The sequence below is a fragment of the Kutzneria sp. CA-103260 genome, from assembly GCF_018263855.1.
Classification (GTDB): domain Bacteria; phylum Actinomycetota; class Actinomycetes; order Mycobacteriales; family Pseudonocardiaceae; genus Kutzneria.
In genome coordinates this window covers 1,444,791-1,463,316 of the sequence record NZ_CP073318.1, presented here as the reverse complement: position 1 = coordinate 1,463,316, position 18,526 = coordinate 1,444,791, and the positions used below count along the sequence as shown (strand labels likewise).

At 69.9% G+C, this 18,526-nt stretch carries 16 protein-coding genes; 7 read left to right on the top strand and 9 right to left on the bottom strand.

Annotated elements, in window-relative coordinates; all coding sequences use genetic code 11:
- Positions 1–148: 148 nt before the first annotated feature.
- On the top strand, positions 149–1,498 hold the full coding sequence (locus tag JJ691_RS06445) for a M1 family metallopeptidase (protein ID WP_249227729.1): 1,350 nt from the start codon (positions 149–151) through the stop codon (positions 1,496–1,498).
- On the opposite strand, the gene JJ691_RS06440 is transcribed toward JJ691_RS06445, so the two are convergent.
- Positions 1,489–1,935 carry a GyrI-like domain-containing protein gene (locus JJ691_RS06440; RefSeq protein WP_249227728.1) on the bottom strand — a complete coding sequence of 149 codons (447 nt, stop codon included), beginning with the start codon at positions 1,933–1,935 and terminating at the stop codon, positions 1,489–1,491. The genes JJ691_RS06445 and JJ691_RS06440 overlap by 10 nt on opposite strands.
- 31 nt (positions 1,936–1,966) lie before the next feature.
- Between JJ691_RS06440 and JJ691_RS06435 the strand changes: the two genes are divergently transcribed.
- Together JJ691_RS06435 and JJ691_RS06430 are read left to right on the top strand one after the other, a co-directional pair.
- Entirely contained in the window at positions 1,967–2,533 is a 567-nt protein-coding gene (locus tag JJ691_RS06435; protein ID WP_211767868.1) for a methyltransferase family protein, read from the top strand.
- 75 nt (positions 2,534–2,608) lie between these two features.
- Entirely contained in the window at positions 2,609–3,025 is a 417-nt protein-coding gene (locus JJ691_RS06430; RefSeq protein WP_211767867.1) for a DUF6194 family protein, read from the top strand.
- A 16-nt stretch (positions 3,026–3,041) separates the two neighbouring features.
- On the opposite strand, the gene JJ691_RS06425 is transcribed toward JJ691_RS06430, so the two are convergent.
- Entirely contained in the window at positions 3,042–4,238 is a 1,197-nt protein-coding gene (locus JJ691_RS06425; RefSeq protein WP_211767866.1) for a cytochrome P450, read from the bottom strand.
- A 90-nt stretch (positions 4,239–4,328) separates the two neighbouring features.
- Positions 4,329–5,531, bottom strand: a complete 1,203-nt coding sequence (locus JJ691_RS06420; RefSeq protein ID WP_249227727.1) for a cytochrome P450 — start codon at positions 5,529–5,531, stop codon at positions 4,329–4,331.
- A gap of 19 nt (positions 5,532–5,550) precedes the next feature.
- Between JJ691_RS06420 and JJ691_RS06415 the strand changes: the two genes are divergently transcribed.
- Positions 5,551–6,210: a peptidylprolyl isomerase gene (locus JJ691_RS06415; protein ID WP_211767864.1), complete on the top strand. Its 660-nt coding sequence runs from the start codon at positions 5,551–5,553 to the stop codon at positions 6,208–6,210.
- Here JJ691_RS06415 and ppk2 read toward each other — a convergent pair.
- Together ppk2 and JJ691_RS53265 are read right to left on the bottom strand one after the other, a co-directional pair.
- On the bottom strand, positions 6,207–7,067 hold the full coding sequence (ppk2, locus tag JJ691_RS06410) for a polyphosphate kinase 2 (RefSeq protein WP_211771314.1): 861 nt from the start codon (positions 7,065–7,067) through the stop codon (positions 6,207–6,209). The genes JJ691_RS06415 and ppk2 overlap by 4 nt on opposite strands.
- A gap of 147 nt (positions 7,068–7,214) precedes the next feature.
- Positions 7,215–7,787 (bottom strand): excalibur calcium-binding domain-containing protein, encoded by a 573-nt coding sequence (locus tag JJ691_RS53265; RefSeq protein WP_442912717.1) that lies wholly within the window; start codon positions 7,785–7,787, stop codon positions 7,215–7,217.
- A 112-nt stretch (positions 7,788–7,899) separates the two neighbouring features.
- Here JJ691_RS53265 and JJ691_RS06400 point away from each other — a divergent pair, with 112 nt between their 5' ends.
- Positions 7,900–10,527 (top strand): ATP-binding protein, encoded by a 2,628-nt coding sequence (locus JJ691_RS06400; RefSeq protein ID WP_211767863.1) that lies wholly within the window; start codon positions 7,900–7,902, stop codon positions 10,525–10,527.
- 97 nt (positions 10,528–10,624) lie between these two features.
- Complete coding sequence (locus tag JJ691_RS06395; protein ID WP_211767862.1) at positions 10,625–11,641, top strand: alpha/beta fold hydrolase; 1,017 nt, start codon at positions 10,625–10,627, stop codon at positions 11,639–11,641.
- Here the strand turns inward: JJ691_RS06395 and JJ691_RS06390 are convergent.
- Entirely contained in the window at positions 11,638–12,402 is a 765-nt protein-coding gene (locus JJ691_RS06390) for a phosphate ABC transporter ATP-binding protein (protein ID WP_249228197.1), read from the bottom strand. The genes JJ691_RS06395 and JJ691_RS06390 overlap by 4 nt on opposite strands.
- A gap of 334 nt (positions 12,403–12,736) precedes the next feature.
- On the opposite strand from JJ691_RS06390, the gene JJ691_RS06385 reads away from it, so the two are divergent.
- Entirely contained in the window at positions 12,737–13,723 is a 987-nt protein-coding gene (locus JJ691_RS06385) for a substrate-binding domain-containing protein (RefSeq protein ID WP_211767861.1), read from the top strand.
- A 56-nt stretch (positions 13,724–13,779) separates the two neighbouring features.
- Here JJ691_RS06385 and JJ691_RS06380 read toward each other — a convergent pair whose 3' ends face one another.
- From JJ691_RS06380 to JJ691_RS06370, 3 genes are all read right to left on the bottom strand, one after another.
- The gene (locus JJ691_RS06380) at positions 13,780–14,844 is read right to left on the bottom strand and encodes an esterase-like activity of phytase family protein (RefSeq protein WP_211767860.1); all 1,065 of its coding nucleotides are present in this window, start codon (positions 14,842–14,844) and stop codon (positions 13,780–13,782) included.
- A gap of 101 nt (positions 14,845–14,945) precedes the next feature.
- Positions 14,946–15,902: a class E sortase gene (locus JJ691_RS06375; RefSeq protein ID WP_211767859.1), complete on the bottom strand. Its 957-nt coding sequence runs from the start codon at positions 15,900–15,902 to the stop codon at positions 14,946–14,948.
- Between the two features lie 10 nt (positions 15,903–15,912).
- Positions 15,913–18,525: a hypothetical protein gene (locus tag JJ691_RS06370; protein WP_211767858.1), complete on the bottom strand. Its 2,613-nt coding sequence runs from the start codon at positions 18,523–18,525 to the stop codon at positions 15,913–15,915.
- Between the last annotated feature and the right edge of the window lies 1 nt (position 18,526).

Genomic DNA, 18,526 nt, shown 5'->3' with positions numbered 1-18,526 from the left:
CTGACGTTCAACGTCAGGAAAGGCCCTTCACAGCACGGGATCAGACCGACGGGCTGACTTGACTTCATGTCAAATACTGCGCTCGGGCTCACACCAGGACCACAGGATCACAACAAGTGAGCGCGCCGTGACGGCTAGCTTCGGTCCAATGTGGAAGACCTTCTCCGCGCTCGCCGCCACGGCCGGTCTGCTGGCCTCGCCCGGCGCCGACGGCGTCGGCGACCCCTACTACCCGCAGGACGGCAACGGCGGCTACCGCGTCAGCGACTACGACGTGCACGTCACCTACGACCCGGCCAAGCCCGACTTCCTCAGCGGCGACACCACCGTGACCGCGGTGGCGACCCAGACCCTGAGCCGGTTCGACCTTGATCTGCAGGGGTTCGACATCGGTTCGGTGACGGTGAACGGCCTCAAGGCGACGTCCTCCCGGGCCGGCGAGCACGAACTCGTTGTCACGCCGGCGATCCCGCTGGTCAAGGGCCAGCCGTTCAAGGTGCGGGTGGTGTACTCCGGCAAGCCGGTCGGCGACAGCTGGCAGCCGCTGCGCGGCGGCGGGGTCTCGGTCATCGGCGAGCCGCATTCGGCCACGGCCTGGTATCCGGTCAACGACACGCCCTCGGACAAGGCCACCTTCCACCTCACCGCGACGGTGCCGACCGGCTGGACGGTGATCGGCAACGGCCTGCCCGGGCCGACCACCACCAGCGGCGGCAGCACGACATTCCGGTGGAACGAGGACCATCCGGTCGTTTCCTACGCGACCACGATGGCCGTCGACAAGTTCACCGTGCGCACCTCGACGCTGCCCGACGGCAAGCCGATCATCAACGCCTACGGCACCGACACCACCTACCTGCCCGACTCCGAGGCGCTGCTGCCGGAGATCATCCAGTTCCTGTCCTCGAAGTTCGGGCCCTACCCGTTCGATTCGACCGGCTCCATCGTGGTGTCGGCCGCGCAGGCCAGCGGCAGCCTCGCCCTGGAGACGCAGACCCGGCCCACCTACGACGGCGCGTTCTTCGACGCCTCGGCCGTGCACGAACTGGCCCACCAGTGGTTCGGCGACAGCGTGTCGTTCGCCGACTGGCGGGACGGCTGCATCGCCGAGTGCTTCGCCCAGTACGCCGGCCAGCTGTGGGACGAGTACAAGAACGGGGCCGACCTGACCAGGAGCTACCGGGAGATCGTCCAGTCCAACCAGGACAAACCGGATTTCTGGCAGGGCAAGCTCTACGACCCCGGCGCCGACCAGCCGCTGTCCCCGGCCCTGTACAACAAGGGCCCGCTGATGTTGCAGGCACTGCGGATCGCCGTCGGCGACAGCATGTTCTTCCACATCCTGCAGACCTGGACCAGCCAGCACCGCTACGGCAACGCCTCCTGGCCCGACTTCGAACACCTGTCGGCCCAGCTGTCCGGAAAAGACCTGACCGACTTCTTCCAGTCCTGGGCCCACAGCACGACGATCCCGCCGGCCCAGTACCTCTACCTCTGAACCTGCCAGTAGACCTCAGTCCACACCTGGGCCGGGTCGTCGTGGTGCGGGCCGTAGACCTCCCACCGGACTCCGGTCCGCACCAAGCCTTGTTCGGCGCACCAGGCGATCACGGCATCGTGCGCGGAACCCAGCTCCGCGTACGATCCATAGTGGACAGTCTTGGCGACCCGGCCCGCCGGCAGCGTCGAGGCGACAACCGGGCCGGTCAGCGCACAGGGCACCAGCAGCTCGACGCCGACCTCCACCCGGGGCGTGTCGTCCAGGTACAGCATGACGTTGCGGCAGCCGCGGGTGACGCCGCCGGCCCGCAGGCAGGCCCACACCTCATCCAGCAGCCGCTTCCACAGCGTCGGGTACTCCGGCCAGGTCGTGGTGGCCGTGACCACCGCGGTCGGCCGGGACTCGACGTCCTCCGCTGTCACCGAATGCCGCACGGACGCCATCGTAAGGGCCTACCGTGGGGTAATGATGGTTGTGGTGTGGGTCGTCATCGCGCTGTGGGCGCTGGGTGAGGTCGGGCTGCAACTGACGCAGTTGCTGCGCAGCGGGCCCACCAAGACTCGCGAATGGGGCAGCTACGGCGGCATCGTGGTCACGGTGGCGCTGGCGGTCGTGCTGGCGACGCTGATCCGGCGGACGCTGCCGGCGCTGGACTACCCGTCGCGGAGCACGGGCTGGCTGGTCGCCATCGCGCTGCTGGTCGTGTTGGGCGCCGGGTTCCGGCTGTGGTCGATCGCCATGCTCGGCCGCTACTTCCGGGCGGTGGTGCACATCCAGGAGGACCACCACGTGGTGCGGTCGGGCCCGTACCGGGTGCTGCGGCACCCCTCGTACACCGGACTGCTGGTGGCAGTGCTCGGCGTGGCGCTGCTGTACGGCAACTGGCTGTCGGCGGTGGTGTTCGAGGTGCTGGTGATCGCCGGCGTGCTCAATCGGATCCGCATCGAGGAGCGGGTCCTGCTGGACGGTCTCGGCGAGGACTACGCCGTCTACATGCGCGAGACCAGCCGGCTCATCCCCGGCATCTGGTGACTTGAGGGTTTTGGCCCCAGAGCCGGACTCTGCCGGGAAAAGTCTCACATTGCGGTTCAATGACACACTTGAAGGGTGGATGTCGACGAACTGACCAGGCACATCACGGACGCCTTCACCGGGGTGTGCGTCGCGGAGAACGCGGGCGACCTCTTCTTCCTTTACGACCCGGACGGCGACCTGCCGCCACTGCGGCAGCTCCCGTTCGTCACGATCGTCACCGGTGACCACTACGACACGGCGTCCCGGCTCGACCGCGACGGCGCGTACCGGATCAACATCGGCCTGACCAAGGCCGGCTACGCCGAGCTGATCGGTCAGTCCACTGTGGACGACCACACCCCGAGGGACTTGTTGCTGCCGCACCCCGAATACGCCGGCCAGCACTGGGTGTGTGTGGTCAACCCGGGCGAGCGCACCGCCGACACCGTGCTCAAGCTGATCGCGGACGCCTACGAGTTCGCGGCCCGCAAGTACCACAACCGCCGCTGAGCGACCGGCCTGCCGGTCACCACTCGACCGGCAGGCTCCACACCCCGTACACCAGGTCGTTGCGCCGGAAGTCCGCTTCCCCCAGCGGCCGGGCCAGTCGCAGCGACGGGATGCGCCGGAACAGCGTGGTCAGCGCGACCTTCAACTCGATGCGGGCCAGGTGCTGCCCGAGGCACTGGTGCGCGCCGAAACCGAACGCCAGGTGCGAACGGTGCGGCCGAGAGAGATCCACGGTGTCCGGGTCAGTGTACACGGTCTCGTCCCGGTTGCCCGACGAGATCGCCCCGATCAGCCACTCCCCCGCCTTCACCTCCTGGCCGGCGACCACCACGTCCTCCAGGGCTTCCCGCAGCAGCCCGAACTGGATCACCGTGAGGTAGCGCAGCAACTCCTCGACGGCCGTGTTGGGATCGGCCCGCAACGCGGCCACCTGCCCGGGATTCTCCAGCAGTGTCAGCACACTCAGGCCGAGCATGCTGGCGGTCGTCTCGTGCCCGGCGACCAGCAGCGTCACCGTCAGCATGATCAGCTCGTCCATGCTCAGCGGGTCGCCGGACTCGTAGGCCCGGGTGATCAGCCGGCTCAGCAGGTCGTCCCGGGACTCGGCCTTGTCCAGCCGGTCCTCGACCAGTTCGCACAGATAGCCCGACATCCGCTGGAAAGCGGCGCTTCGGGCGTGCCGGTCCGCCTCCAGGGTCATCAGGAGTTGGCTGTTGCGGTCGAACTCCTCGCGGTCGGCGTAGGGCACGCCGAGCAGTTCGCAGATGGTCAGCGACGGAATCGTCAACGCGAAGTCCCGCACCAGCTCGGCGCTGGTCCCGCCGAGCATGGCGTCGATGCGCTCGTCGGCGATCTGCTGGATGTAGGGCCGCAGCGCCTCCATCCGGCGGACCGTGAACTCGCCGATCAGCAGCCGCCGCAGCCGCGAGTGCTCCTCGCCGTCCAGGTGCACGATCGAACCCGGCAGCACCGGCTTGCTCAGGTCGTAGTCCGGCAACATGTGCTGGGAGCTGGCCGCGCGGGCGCTCAGCCGCGGATCGGTGAGCATGGCGCGGATGTCCGCGTACCGGCTGACCAGCCAGGCGTCGATGCCCAGCGGGCAGCTGACCGACGTGACGGGCTCCTCCGCCCGCAGCCGCGTGTAGACGGCGTCCGGGTCGAAAGGGCAGGACTCCGGCCTCGAAGCCGGGAAGGCAGGGCGAGTTCGGGTCACGTCGGCCAGCTTGCCAGCGATCAGCGGAGGCCGGGAAAAGTCTGCTCGATCGGGCTGAGGGTGCCGGCCCGTGACCGGCACCCCCCGGGCTCACCACGTGACGGGCAGGCTCCGCAGGCCGTAGATGATGGCCGAGCTCTTGAACTCCGACAACGGCAACGGCGCCGTCGGCCGCAGCCCCGGCAGCCGGCGCAGCAACGTGGTCAGCGCGACCTGGAGCTCGATGCGCGCCAGCTGCTGCCCGAGGCACTGGTGCGCGCCGAAACCGAAGCCCAGGTGGGTGCGGGCCTGCCGGCCGAGGTCCACGGTGTCCGGATCCGCGTACACGTCCCCGTCCCGGTTGCCGGACTGGATGGCGGCGACCAGCCACTCCCCGGCCTTCACCTCGGCCCCGCCGACCGTGACGTCCTCGGTGGCCTGCCGGAGCAGCCCGAACTGGATCACCGTCAGGTAGCGCATCAGCTCCTCGACAGCGGCCTCCGGCTCGGCTTGCAGTGCGGCCAGCTGCGCGGGATTCTCCAGCAGCGCCAACGTGCCCAGCGCGATCATGTTCGCGGTGGTCTCGTGCCCGGCGATCAGCAGCGTCCCGCCCAGCGTGACCAGCTCGGCCATGGTCAGCGGCCGGTCGGTCTCGTTGCCACGGGCGATCAGCCGGCTCAGCAGGTCGTCCTCCGGCGCGACCTGCCGCTGCTGGACCAGACCCCCGATGTAGTCACAGGTGCGCTGCCAGGCCGCGCCACGGGTCTCCCAGTCGGTCTCGGTGTCCAGCAGCAGCACGCTGTCCTGCTGGAACGCCTCGCGGTCGGCGTAGGGCACGCCCAGCATCTCGCAGATCACCAGCGACGGGATCGGCAACGCGAAGTCCGGCACCAGGTCGGCACCCGACTTCGCCAGCATGGCGTCGATGTGCTCATCGGTGATGCGCTGGATGTAGGGCCGCAGCGCCTCCATCCGCCGCACCGTGAACTCGCCGATCAGCAGCCGCCGCAGCCGCGAGTGCTCCTCGCCGTCCAACTGGATGATCTGGCCCGGCGCCGGGTCCTGGCCGGAGTCGTAGCCGGGCACCATGTGCTGGGAGCTGGCGCAGCGCGAGCTCAGTCGCGGATCGGCCAGCACAGTCCGGATGTCCTCGTACCGGCTCACCAGCCACGCGTCCATGCCGGCCGGGCAGCGCACCGGCGAGACCGGCTCCTCGGTCCGTAACCGGGAGAAGGCCGCGTCGGGGTCGAAGGGGCAGGACTCCGGCCGGGCCACCGGGAATTCGGGCACATCGACGGCGCGAGTTGAGGTCACATGGGATAGCTTGCCAGCCATGAAGTCACGCTGGGTGGTTCTGCTGGTTCTCTGCGCGATCTCTGGGTTCACCCTGGCCGCGCCGGCCGCGTCGGCGACCTCGTTGCCGCTCAAGCACTGCACGTTCACGCCGACGCCGGACAACCCGGCCGCCCGCCCGGTGCTGCGGCCGCTGCCGATCGCGCCGACGGTCGGAACCGTGGACGTGACGTTCCGGTTCAACTACGGCCCGGTGACCGTGCGGCTCAACCGCGCCGGTGCCGCCCCGTGCGCGGTGCAGAACCTGGTCAGCCTGGTGGCGCAGCGGTTCTACGACCACAGCCAGTGCTGGCGGCTGACCAACAGCGAGCGGCTGGGCGTGCTCCAGTGCGGCGACATCTACGAGGTGGAGAAGGGCGGCCCCGGCTACAAGTTCCCCGACGAGACCGACGGCACCGAGACCTACGGGCGGGGCACCATCGCCATGGGCAACCAGGGGCCGGGCACCAACGGCAGCGAGTGGTTCATCGTGCACTCGTTCGCCCACATCCCGACCAACTACTCGGTGATGGGCACGGTCGTGCGGGGCATGGACGTGCTGGACCGGATCGTGGCCGCCGGGATCATCCCCAGCGACCGCGGCCCGCTGGACGGCGCGCCGGCCCAGCCCGTCAAGATCCTGCGCGGCAGCCTCGGCTAACGGTGGTCGGCCTCGCCGGTCTCCAGCAGCGTGGAGGCCGCGCCGATCACGTTCGGGTCCGGCTTGCCGATGATCTCGTGGTCCTTGTCCTCGTAGTCGATCAGGGACAGCACGTGGCGCATGGCCTCGACCCGGGCTCGCTTCTTGTCGTTGCTCTTCACCACGGTCCACGGCGCGTGGTCGGTGTCGGTGGCGCGGAACATCGCCACCTTCGCCGCCGTGTAGGCGTCCCAGCGGTCCAGTGACTCCACGTCGTTGGGGCTGAGCTTCCACTGCCGCACCGGGTCCACCTGGCGGATCAGGAAGCGGGTGCGCTGCTCGGCCTGGGAGACCGAGAACCACAGCTTGACCAGCAGCACGCCGTCGTCGACCAGCATCTTCTCGAAGGTCGGCACCTGGTGCAGGAAGCGGTCGTACTGCTCGCCGGTGCAGTAACCCATCACCCGCTCGACACCGGCCCGGTTGTACCAGGAGCGGTCGAACAGCACGATCTCACCGGCCGTGGGCAGGTGGTTGACGTAGCGCTGGAAGTACCACTGGCCCTGCTCGCGGTCGGTCGGCTTGTCCAACGCCACCACCCTCGCCCCGCGCGGGTTGAGGTGCTCGGTGAAGCGCTTGATGGTGCCGCCCTTGCCGGCCGCGTCCCGGCCCTCGCAGACGATGACCATGCGCCGGCCGCTGTCCTTGATCCAGTACTGCATCTTCAGCAGCTCGATCTGGAGCAGCCGCTTGGCCAGGTCGTAGTCGTCACGGGTCATCCGGGCCGAGTACGGGTAGTTCTCGCGCCAGGTGTCGACCACCGAGCCGTCGGCCCGCAGCAGGATCGGCTCGTCGCCGTCCTCGTACTCCACCACCATCTCGTCGTGCTGGAGTTCGGGGAACCGGGCCAGGACCTCAGGGGATTGCTGGATCACGGCCCCAGGCTTACCCACCGGTCACGTTGGGACAAGAAACTCCGGGTTACCAGGAGATGGACTTCAGTTGTCACTGAAACGATAGTGTTTTTATTCACACGCGATGCCGTCGTTGTCCCGGTCCAGCGCGGCCCGATAGCCGGGCTGACCTCGGTAGATCGGCGCGGCGCCGGCGGCTCGGGCGGCCGCGCAGTTCTTGTAGTAGACCTCGGTCGGCGCCGGGGGCGTGTACGCGGGCGGCGGGGCTTGGTATGTGGTCTGCGGCGGTGGCGGCGGGGCGACGGTTGTCGTCCGGTTCGGCTCGACCCGGACGGTGACCCGCGAGGTGGTGGGGGCGTTCGTGCCGACGCCGTCGACCGACACCACGTGCCAGTCGTCGGTGAGCACGACCGGGCTGCCGTCCGGCCCGTACACCTCCACATCCCAGAAACCGAGGCTGTTCAACTCGGTCTGCACATCCTTCGCGGACTTGCCCACCACATCAGCCGGGATGGTCGCCAGCGAAACCGTGGTCGTCGCCGTGGTTGTGGTGGTCGTTGTCGTGGTCGTCGCCGATGGCGTGGTGGTTCGCGGCACCGCCACATTTCCGGCCACGCCGCACGCCGACGCCAAGCCGATCAGCGCCACTGCGGCCGCGGTTCTGGCACACGTTCGCAATTCCACGATGGTCCCCCTTCCGGACGCGCTACGGCCGTGACTATCGGCGGCCTTCCCGGTCCGTTACACCCGTAATGCCCGGTCGGCGTCGCACGATGCACTGGCATAGCCTGCCAACGTGGCGTTGTGTGAGCGGGAGTCGGAACGCGCCCGGCTGGCGGAGCTGATCGAGGGAGTTTCGGACCGCGGCGGGGCGCTGGTGGTGCGGGGCGAGGCGGGCATCGGCAAGTCGGCGTTGCTGGCGGAGATCGAGGCGCCGGGGCTGCGGACGTTGACGGCGGTGGGTGTGGAGGCCGAGCACCACTTGCCTTATGCGGGCCTGCACCAGCTGTTGTTCCCGCTGCGCAAGGACATCGACGGCCTGCCGGCGACCCAGGGCGAGGCCCTGCGCACGGCGCTGGGGCTGGCCGACGGGCCGCGGCCGGAGGTCTTCCTGGTCGGCATGGCGGTGCTGAACCTGCTGGCCGAGGCAGCGGCTCACCACCCGCTGCTGCTGGTCGTGGACGACGCGCACTGGCTGGATCCGAACAGCCAGGATGTGCTGGCCTTTGTCGCCCGGCGGCTGGAATCGGAGCCGATCGCGCTGGTGGCGGCCATTCGGGACGGAGAGCCTGCCCGAATGGCTACTCTTCCGACGCTGAGCCTGAAGCCGCTGACCGACTCCGGGGCGGCGGAACTGCTGGCCCGCACCGCGCCCGAGTTGTCCTCGGCCGAACGGCGAAGGGTGGTGGCCTCGGCGGCGGGAAATCCGTTGGCGCTACGAGAACTGACCAGCGGCGACGTGACCAGCCTGGAGCAGGCGTTCGCGGTCCGCGCGCGAAAGCTCCCGCCGCAGACTCGGACCGTCCTGCTTGTCGCAGCGGTGAATGACACGAATGCGTTGCACGAAGCGTTGTGCGCCGCGAAGGCGGACTTGGCGGCACTCACCCCGGCCGTGGACGCCGATCTGGTCACGGTCGCCGAGGACACCCTGGCCTTCCGACACCCGCTGGTGCGGTCGGCGATCGTCAAAGCCGCGGACCCGTGCCAACGGCAGGCGGCCCACCAAGCCCTGGCCGAGGTCGTCAGCGACGAGGACCGCCGGGTCTGGCACCGAGCGGCGGCCACCACCGGTCCGGACGAGGCCCTGGCCGCTGAGCTGCAGGAATCAGCCGAACGACTGGAGCGCCGGGGCGGCGTGGACGCTACGGTGACCGCCCTGGCGCGGTCGGCCCGCCTGAGCGAGTCGTCGCAACGGAAAGCGGAGTGGCTGTTGAAGGCAGCCACGCTCGCGGTCGAGACGGGCCAACGGGACCTGGTCGACCGGCTGCTGGCCGACGCCTCGACTCTCGATCTGACCGACAACCAGCGGGCGGTGGTCCGCTGGTTGCCGACCGCCTTCGACGACGGCCTGCGCGATGACGTCTCCGGCCCTGGTGAGCTGGCCGACCTGGCGATCAAGGTCCTGGCCGACGGGGACCTCGACCAGGCCATGCTGATCCTGTGGGGCGCGGCGATGCGCTGCTTCTGGGTCGAGCCGGGCCCGACCGACCGCTGCCGCCTGACCCGGGCCGCCGACCGGATGCCGCTGGCGCGACGCGACCCGCGGCTGGTGGCGATCAACGCCTACGTCACACCGTTCGAACGCGGCGAGGCGGTGCTGGCCGACCTGGCCGAGCTGGCCCGACACGGCGACCGGGACGCGTCGGTGGACCGGTTCCTGGGCAGCGCCTCGATGCTGGCCGGCGCGTTCGACCTGGCGGCCCGGTTCTCCGCGAGCGCCCAGCCGGGCCTGCGAGCCCAGGGCCGGCTCGCGCTGCTGGCCCGGGCTCTGGGCGTGCAGGCGTGGAGTTCGGTGCGGCTGGGCGACCTGGCCACGGCGTTGTCGGCGGCCGAGGAGGGTCAGCGGCTCGCGGTCGAGACCTCGCAGCCGTACATCCACGGGCTCACCCTGGCCACGCAGGCGGAAATCGCCGCGCTGCGCGGAGATTACGACAAATGTGAGGAACTGGCCGCGCAGGCGGAGCGGATCGGGCTCGCCGCCGGCGCGCGGCCGGTGTTGGCCACGGTGCAGTTGGCCCGTGGCATCGCCGCGCTGGGCGAGGGCCGGCACGCCGACGCGTTCGCGAACCTGATGCGGCTCAACGATCCTGCCGACCCCGCGTACCAGATGGCGTTGCGCTGCTACCAGATCGCCGAGCTGACCGAGGCGGCGGTGCGCTGCGACCAACTCGGCGTCGTCGGGGAACTGGTGCAGGAGTTCGAGATGCACGCCATGGCGTCGCCGTCCCCGGCGCTCCACAGTGGACTCCGGCACGCCCGCGCGGTGCTGGCCCCGGACCATGAGGCGGAAAAGCTGTTCCGCGCGGCCCTCGACGCCGAGACGTGGCCGTTGGAGCGTGGCCGCACGCAGCTCGCGTACGGGGAATGGCTGCGCCGGCAACGACGTCCCGTCGATTCACGGCCGCAGCTGCGGGCCGCGCGCGAGACGTTCGAGGCACTGGGCGTGACGGCGTGGGCGGAGCGGGCCCGGCACGAGCTGCGGGCCGCCGGCGAGGCCAGCCCCGACGCGCATACCGACGCGGTCGGCGAGCTGACGCCCCATGAGCTGCACATCGCGCGGCTGGCCGCCGAGGGCTTGACGAACCGGGAGATCGGGCAGCAGCTTTATCTCTCGCACCGCACCGTCAGCACCCACCTGCACCGGATCTTCCCGAAGCTGGGCATCACCTCCCGCACCGAGCTGCGAGAAGTGCTCGGCCGATGACGTACGCCGACTACGTCATCCGACGGTCGCCCCTGGTCCACGGCCGGAACTAGCGTCGGGGACGCAGTGACAAGCCGTCCGATCAGGAGTGTGCTCGATGATCAGCAGGAGAGTTTTCGCGCAGGGGTTCGCCGGCGTGGTGGCGGCGGGCACGCTGGCCGCCTGCTCGTCGGGCAACACCGCCGCCCCGGCCGCGACCACCACCGCCGGCGGCGGCCACACCTCGTTCCCCGCGCTCAAGCAGATCCAGGCCGGCCCGCTCAACGTCGGCTACGCCGAGGTCGGCCCGGCCGACGGCAAGCCGGTGTTCCTGCTGCACGGCTGGCCGTACGACATCTACTCCTACGTCGACGCGGCCCCGATCCTGGCCGCCGCCGGCTATCGGGTCATCGTGCCCTTCCTGCGCGGCTACGGCAGCACCACGTTCCTGTCCGCCGACACCATGCGCAACGGTCAGCAGGCCGCCACCGCGTCCGACCTCGTCGCGCTGATGGACGCCCTGCACATCGACAAGGCCGTGCTCGCCGGCTACGACTGGGGCAGCCGGACGGCCGGCTGCGTCGCCGCGGCGTGGCCGGAGCGAGTCAAGGCCGCGGTGCTGGTCAGCGGTTACCTGGTGACCAACCTCAAGGCCCAGCAGCAGCCGCTGTCCCCCGCCGCCGAACGCGGCTGGTGGTACCAGTTCTACTTCGCCACCGACCGCGGCGTGGCCGGCTACACCCAGAACCGGCACGACTTCAACAAGCTGATCTGGAACCTGGCCTCGCCCGACTGGAAGTTCGACGACACCACCTACGACCGCAGCGCCAAGGCCTTCGACAACCCCGACCACGTCGCCGTCGTCATCCACAACTACCGCTGGCGCCTCGGCCTGGCCGACGGCGACAAGCAGTACGAGGACATCGAGCAGAAGCTCCAGGCCGCCCCGCCGGTCACCGTGCCCACCATCACCATCGGCAGCGACTTCGACGGCGCCGCCATCGACGGCAAGGCCTACCGGAACAAGTTCACCGGCAAGTACGAGCACCGCGTCTTCAAGGGCATCGGCCACAACGTGCCCCAGGAGGCCCCGCAGGACTTCGCCAAGGCCGTGCTGGACGCCGACAAGCTCTAGCCGAAGCGGCCGTGGACGTAGTCGGCGGTGCGGGGGTCGACGGGGGCGTCGAACATCGCGTCGGTGGGGCCGGACTCGACGATGTGGCCCGGTTCGCCGTTCTCGGCCAGGAAGAAGGCGCAGTGCTGGGAAACCCGTTGTGCCTGCTGCATGTTGTGGGTGACGATGACGATGGTGACCTCGGTGCGGAGCTCTTCGATGGTCTCCTCGACCCGTCGGGTGGAGGTGGGGTCGAGGGCGGAGCAGGGCTCGTCCATGAGCAGCACTTCGGGCCGCACGGCCAGGGTTCGGGCGATGCACAGCCGCTGCTGCTGACCGCCGGACAGGGCGCCGCCGGGCTGGCCGAGCCGGTCCCGGACCTCGGCCCACAGGCCGGCCCGGGTCAGGCATTCCTCGACCAGATCCCGTTTGTCGGCACGGGAAGCGCGCACGCCGATCAGCTTCAGGCCGGCGGTCACGTTGTCGGCGATGGACATCGCGGGAAACGGGTTGGGCTTCTGGAAGACCATGCCGATCTGCCGCCGGGTCTCGGTGATCCGCCGGCCCGGCTCGTAGATGTCGTTGCCGTCCAGGCGGACCTCGCCGGCCAACGAGGCGCCGGGCACCAGCTCGTGCATACGGTTGAGGATGCGCAGGAAGGTCGACTTGCCGCAGCCGGACGGCCCGATCAGGGCGGTCACCTCGCCGGCGTTCATGGTCAGCGAAACCCGTTGCAGCACCTTGCGCCGGCCGAACCAGGCCGACACGCCGACGGCGTCCAGGGTGGCGCCGGTGACCGGGCCGGGGCTGGGGGTCGGCGGCTGCTCGTCCTCCACGCGGGCGGTGGGATTGAGGTCCAGCCGGGTGCGCTCGAGCTCGGTCTCCTGCGGTAGCACGACCAAACCCTAGTCGCGGCGGGGCACCGGCGCGTGAACGACGGGTTCACCGGACATGTCCAACGCGGGCGGCGCGCTGTTGGTTGCTGGTTAACCCGGTGGGAAGGGGGCGAAAGCCCAACCTTCAGCGTCACGTCCTGGTAACCGAGCGGCACGCCAGGCAACGTTGTCATCGCCTCGCCAGGGGCAGGAAAACGTTGGAGAACAAGGAGTTCTATCCATGCGTTCCACCTTCGCCAAGGGTGCCGTGCTGGCCGCCGGCGTCACCGCGCTCGTCGCCACACTGGCCGCGCCGGCCTTCGCCGACCCGCAGCAGGCCGTCGCCGCCACCGACATCACCGCCGTCGGTTCGGACACCATCCAGTTCGTCGACGACGACCTGGCCACCGCCTACAACGCCACGAACCCGGGCAGACTGTTCGACTCGTGGGACGCGGTGAACCCGAGCACCGGCGCGGCGCACGAATCGATCACCGTGAAGCCGGGCGTCAGCCTCACCCGCCCGAACGGCTCCAGCGAGGGCATCACCGCCCTGCTGCAGAACAGCAGCGTGGACGTCGCCCGCTCCTCGCGCGGCCCGCGTGACGGCGACCAGGGCCTGATCTTCCTGCCCTTCGCCCAGGACGAGGTGCGCTACGCCCTGTCCGCCGCCACCGCCACCCACGGTGTCGACGGCCTGACCGCCGCGCAGCTGAACACGATCTACTCCTGCGGCAACACCGGCTCCGCGGTCAAGTGGAGCGACCTGGTGCCGGGCGCCAGCACCGACGCCATCCAGGCCATCATCCCGCAGGCCGGCTCGGGCACCCGCAGCTTCTTCGAGGGCGCCATCAACGTCTCCGACGCCACCATCCAGGCCGGCGTCAACAACGGCTGCATCACCCAGGCCGAGGAGCACGACCCGGCCCCGATCGCCAACAACAGCGACGCCATCGCGCCGTTCTCGGTGGCCCGCTTCAAGTCCAAGGTGCCGGCCGGCCAGATCGCGCTGAACACCACGGGCTTCGACGCCACCCGCGAGGTCTACAACGTGGTCAAGGCCGACCCGACCACGGGCACCGTTGACGCCACCATGCAGAACCTGCTCGGCGACGGCGGCATCAGCAGCACCGGCTGGATCTGCAGCTCGGCGGCGGCCGGCACGATCACCAACAACGGCTTCACCACGATCAGCAACTGCGGCGTGGCCGAGTCCTTCCAGGGCTGACCTTCCGCGACGCACGACGGTGCCCCGGGACGAAAAGTCCCGGGGCACCGGTGTTTTCAGGAGCCGCTGACGGCCAGCGCCAGGATCTCGGTGTTGATGCGCCGGTCAAAACCGTTGTCGGAGACGAACACCAGCGTGCGCTGGCCGTTCGGCAGGACCGGGCCCCAGGTCAGGCCGGAGAACGCCGCGGGCTCGCAGAGGCCGAGCGAGGCGAAGTCCAGCACCAGCTTCTTGCTCACCGGCGTGAAGGTGGCCCCGGCCAGCGCGGACACGCCGGCGACGTTGGTCGCCCCGGTCACGTCGATCTCGTAGAGGCGGACGTTGTTGTTGTCGGCCCGCTCCAGCACCAGGTAGTGCGTGGTGTCGACGGCCAGGATGTCCACGACCTGGTCACCGGTGAGCGCGTCGAGCTGGTAGGTGTACTGCCAGACGATGTTCCAGTTCAGCGCCCGGCTCTGACCGGTGATGCGGGTGACGCCGGTGCCGTCCTGGAGCAGCGGGGCGGCCACGGTGGACACCGCGAGCGCGTTGTTGGTGGAGAAGGTCAGGCCGGACAGGCCCTTGCCCGGCTGGATGCCGCCGGTCACGGTGGACTTGAGCCGGTTGGACGCCGGCAACTGGGCCACGAACTGCCCGGTGGCGCTGGCTTCCCGCAGCGATGGGTCCACGGTCAGCGTCGAGGTGTTCTCGCCGGCCTCGGCCCAGAACACGTTCTTGGTGGTGGGGTCGTAGCGGATGGCCTGCGGCTGCACGGTGTCCGGGCCGGCGGTCGCGGACGGCGGGTAGGGGGTGCCGTCCTTGCGGAGCAGGGGAACCATGCCGGACTGCACCGAGGCGGTCATCGCCGACTGGGTCACGCCCAGGCTCAGCGAGTAGAACCGGGCCGGGCCGTGGTCGGATCTGTCGTCGCTGATGGCGCGCCAGGTGTTGGACGCGGCGTCGAAGTCCACACCGGACAGTCCGCCGAAGGTCGCGCCGTTCACGGTGAGGCCGGGAATCCCCACCTCGCCGAGGACGTGGAAGCTGAGCCCGTCGGCCGGGGCGGCCTGGGCCGGCCCTGCCAGCGCGGCCGGCACGGCCACCGCGGCGACGGCGAGTGCGGGGACAAGTCGTTTGAACATCAGGGGTTTCTCCTTGTCGTCCGGGAGCCTTCCGGCCCCGGGAGAAGGAAAGTCCCCTCAGGCGAAGAACAGGCAAACGCGCGCTGTTCGCCACACGTCGGTCACAGCATGTTCGGCAGCAGTTCGGCCACCGAGCCGTAGAGGTTCCACACCACCGCGACAATCAAGGGAATTCCGAGCAGAGTCGCTTCCCTTCTGCCCCAACGATGCCGGGCCCAGACCAGCAGACCGAGCAGCACGCCCAGCGCCTGGAGTCCCAGCACCAACGGGATCGAGGCGTTGGCGTCGGAGGCCATCGCGCTCTCCTCCGGCGGGATCACCCCCGGCCGCCCGCCGGGCGTTGGCGCGGCGGTGGAGACCAGGTCGGCGTCCACGAACAGGGTTTCACCATGCTGCAACGGATCCGCGCCGGCCGAGGTCTCCAGGGTGAGCCGGCCGGAGCCCTTGGCCAGCTGCGGCGGCAGCGGATCGCCGACGCGTCGGACGCCCAGCACCCGATAGGTGAACTCGCCCTGACCGGTGGACGCGGTGATCCGGTCCCCCGGCTGCAAGCGGTCGATCTGGGCGAACGGCGCGCCGAACGTCGCGGACCGACCGTACACAAGGGACACTCCGGCTTGGCCGGGCAGCGGCGTGTCCCGCCGGTGGCCGGGCCCCTTGCGCAGATCGCCGGGCGCGGTGCCCTCGACGACCACCTGGTTGAAGGACAAACCGGGAATCGTCAGCAGCGCCACCGGACTGCCGGCGTTGATCACGCCGCCGGTGGGCGCGGTGGCCGCGGCCAGTTCCTCCCGCAGCTGGGCGTACAGCCGGTCCTGGTCGTTACTCTGCTCGATCGGGCTGAGCACCAGCAGATAACCGGCCAGGCCGAGCAGGCCGACGGCCAGCATGCCCAGGATCTGGCTGAGCAGCTTGGCCTCGAACGGCATCGGTGGCCGTGGCGGACGGGTCGCAGCCGGCGGGGGCGCGCCGGCCCCGATCTCCTCGGTGGCCGGCTCCGCCTGGACCAACGGCGCCGTATCCAGTTGTGTTGTCGTGTCCGGATCCGTCGTGGTCACCGGTGCTCCGTCAGCTCGACCGTCGGGGGAGGATCTTGCCCAGCGTCCGGTTGAACGCGCCGGCCACCGCGACCCGCACCGGGTGCCCCGGCTGCGCGGCCAGCCGCACCAGCGGCACCGCGACCCCGGCCAGCACGCCGACGGCGAGCAGGATCGGCAATCCCCAGGCGGCGAGCCAGGAATCGACGCCCCGCGTGGTGGCCAGCGTGGTTGGGGTGTTCTTCGGCGAGTCCCCGGAGCCGGGCGTGGCCGATGTCGACGGCGTGGATCCGCCGGCCGGCACGGTGTTCTGCCCGCCGAGGCCGTTGCCGACCGTGGCCTGCTGGCTGGTCTGGTTGCGGATCTGGTCGGCGATGTTGTTCGGCGGCGTGGGAACTTGGCCGTTCTGCGCGGCAACGGCGGCCGCCGCGGCCAGCGTGTACTGCCTCAGCACGTCGGGCAGCGGCGCGTAGCCCGGCGGCAGGTTGCCCACGTTGGTGCCGGGCGTCTGGCCGTCGGTGGCGGCGAAGGTCAGGAACGACGCGTACGCCTGGGCGGTCGCCTTGTCCAGGCCGGACGTCGGGATCGCCGCGTAGACCGGCATCGTGCCTGGATAGGAGTTCGAGGACAGGTGCGGGAAGTCCAGCGACAGCACGCCGGTGTCCTTGTCCTGCACGGTGTATCCCAGCGCGGCGGCCATCGAGTCGGAGCTGGGCCCGGCGAACAGCCGCGAGGTGTCCGACACCTGGTGCACCTGGAGCTGGGCCATCGGCATCACGTACGTGTCGGCCTGGGCCACGCTGGTGATCGCGAGCAGATTGCGGGTGCCGACCACCTGCGCGGCCTGCTTGACGAACGTGTTTGCGGTGGCGCTGGCCGGGTCGGAGTCGCAGGCGCGAGGCGCGGGGCTCTGCCGGGCGAGCAGCGCGTTGATCGAGTCCTGCAACGTGCCCACGCTCTGCTTGACCAGGTTGAAGTACGGCGGCGGCGCGCTCAGCGAGTGCACGCACGCGTAGTCGCCGGACTGCGGAGTGGCGGTCCGAACGGCCGGATCCGGGGTGTTGTCCCGCAGTTCGGCGAACAGCTGCGGCAGCTGGTAGCCGCGGAAGGCCGGGTTGACCACCATGCCGCTGTAGTGGTCCGGCGCGCCGTCCAACCACGCCCGCGCCTCGGGGTCGGCGTTGATATAGCTGGTGAGCGCCCAGATCACGTCGGCCTGGGTCGGCTGCGGCATGATCATGTTGTAGTCGATCGGCGCGGCCCCCTTGTTCAGCGTGAAGCCCGGGTTCACGGCCAGGAACTCGGGATCACGGAACAGGCTGAACGGATTGCCCTTGAGCGCGGCCTCACCGCTGCCCGCCTCGTACGACTGCGTGATCAGCTTGGCCAGCATCAGCGGCGTCAGCTTCAACTGGGTGACCTGGCTGCCGTTGCCGTCGTCTATCAGGAACGTGACGGCGAATCCCGCGTCCAGCACGGGCGCGTGCACCACCGGCCGCGGGGATCCGGTGGCCGGCAACGTGGTCAGGATGGCGTTCGCGCCATAGCCGGTGGGACCGTTGGTGGTCAGCGACGACCGGGCCAGCGGCTCGGGCTGCACGACGTAGGTCATCCGGAAGCTCTTGGGATCCAGGCAGAAGTGCGGCGCCCAGTAGTAGCTCAACGCGTAGGCGGCGGGCTCGGAGCCGCTGATCGTCACCGGCTTGCGTTGGTCGACCACGTCGCACGGATGCTGCGGCGCGAAGGTCAGCCCTACAGAGAGGCGGTTGCGCCAGTTCGTCGTCAGCCACCAGGCGTTGGCCCGCAGGTACGGGCTGACCGAGGCGACCGGCTGACCGCCGATCCCCACCGGCGTCTTCGGACCCGCCGCGCAGGCGGCGGCCGCGGTGGCGTTGCACTGCGGATCCATGATCGGCACCGCGACCAGCGTGCACGCCTGCGTGTCCGAGCAGCCGAGGAACGGGTACTCGCCGGAGCTGCGCATCTCGAACGGCACCCCGGCCCGGCTGCCGCTGGCGTCGGACCACTCGCCCCGGGCGGTCAGCGCCAGCGAGCCACCCGACCGCAGCTCCGGCGGGATGGAGTCGTTCTGGCTGGCCGCCGAGCCGTAGTACATGTTGTACCAGGTGCCGTTGACCGCCTGGAACTGCAACTGGTGCGCGATCAGGCCGAGGTTGTAGACGTGCGAGTTGTTGTCCGGCTGGTTGGCGATGCCGTTGGTGTCCTTGACCACCGCCGGCACGAACGAGTTGAGCCCCATGCTGGTCGCGCAGTGCGTGGGGTCCATCGCGCCGTCGCTCATCGGGTTGCTCGGGTCGGACGGCTTGTCCAGGCCCCAGCACTGCATCAGCACCATCGGGTACTCGTCGGCGTTGGTCAGCGAGGGGTCGCTGGTCACCGAGTAGTTGTGCGTCGGGGCCGCGCCGCTCCAGCTGACCAGGACGTTCTGCCGGGCCAACAGGTTCTGCGTCTGCGACACGCTGACCGTGACAGTGTGGCTGACGCCCTTGCCGTCGGTGATCTTCTTGGTCACCGTGACGGCACTGCCGGTGGCGTCGGCCGACGCCGGCGCGGCGGCCGGTCCGACGACGGTCAGCGCCAGGCAGACCAGCACACCCAGCAGTGCGGCGATTCGCTGGCGCATC

Excerpts from the sequence above, each read along its gene's own strand:
- JJ691_RS06370 (WP_211767858.1), bottom strand. The coding sequence starts at position 18,525 with ATGCGCCAGCGAATCGCCGCACTGCTGGGTGTGCTGGTCTGCCTGGCG.
- JJ691_RS06415 (WP_211767864.1), top strand. The coding sequence starts at position 5,551 with ATGAAGTCACGCTGGGTGGTTCTGCTGGTTCTCTGCGCGATCTCTGGG.
- JJ691_RS06395 (WP_211767862.1), top strand. The coding sequence starts at position 10,625 with ATGATCAGCAGGAGAGTTTTCGCGCAGGGGTTCGCCGGCGTGGTGGCG.
- JJ691_RS06380 (WP_211767860.1), bottom strand. The coding sequence starts at position 14,844 with ATGTTCAAACGACTTGTCCCCGCACTCGCCGTCGCCGCGGTGGCCGTG.
- JJ691_RS06385 (WP_211767861.1), top strand. The coding sequence starts at position 12,737 with ATGCGTTCCACCTTCGCCAAGGGTGCCGTGCTGGCCGCCGGCGTCACC.
- JJ691_RS06435 (WP_211767868.1), top strand. The coding sequence starts at position 1,967 with ATGATGGTTGTGGTGTGGGTCGTCATCGCGCTGTGGGCGCTGGGTGAG.
- ppk2 (WP_211771314.1), bottom strand. The coding sequence starts at position 7,067 with ATGGTGGTGGAGTACGAGGACGGCGACGAGCCGATCCTGCTGCGGGCC.
- JJ691_RS06445 (WP_249227729.1), top strand. The coding sequence starts at position 149 with ATGTGGAAGACCTTCTCCGCGCTCGCCGCCACGGCCGGTCTGCTGGCC.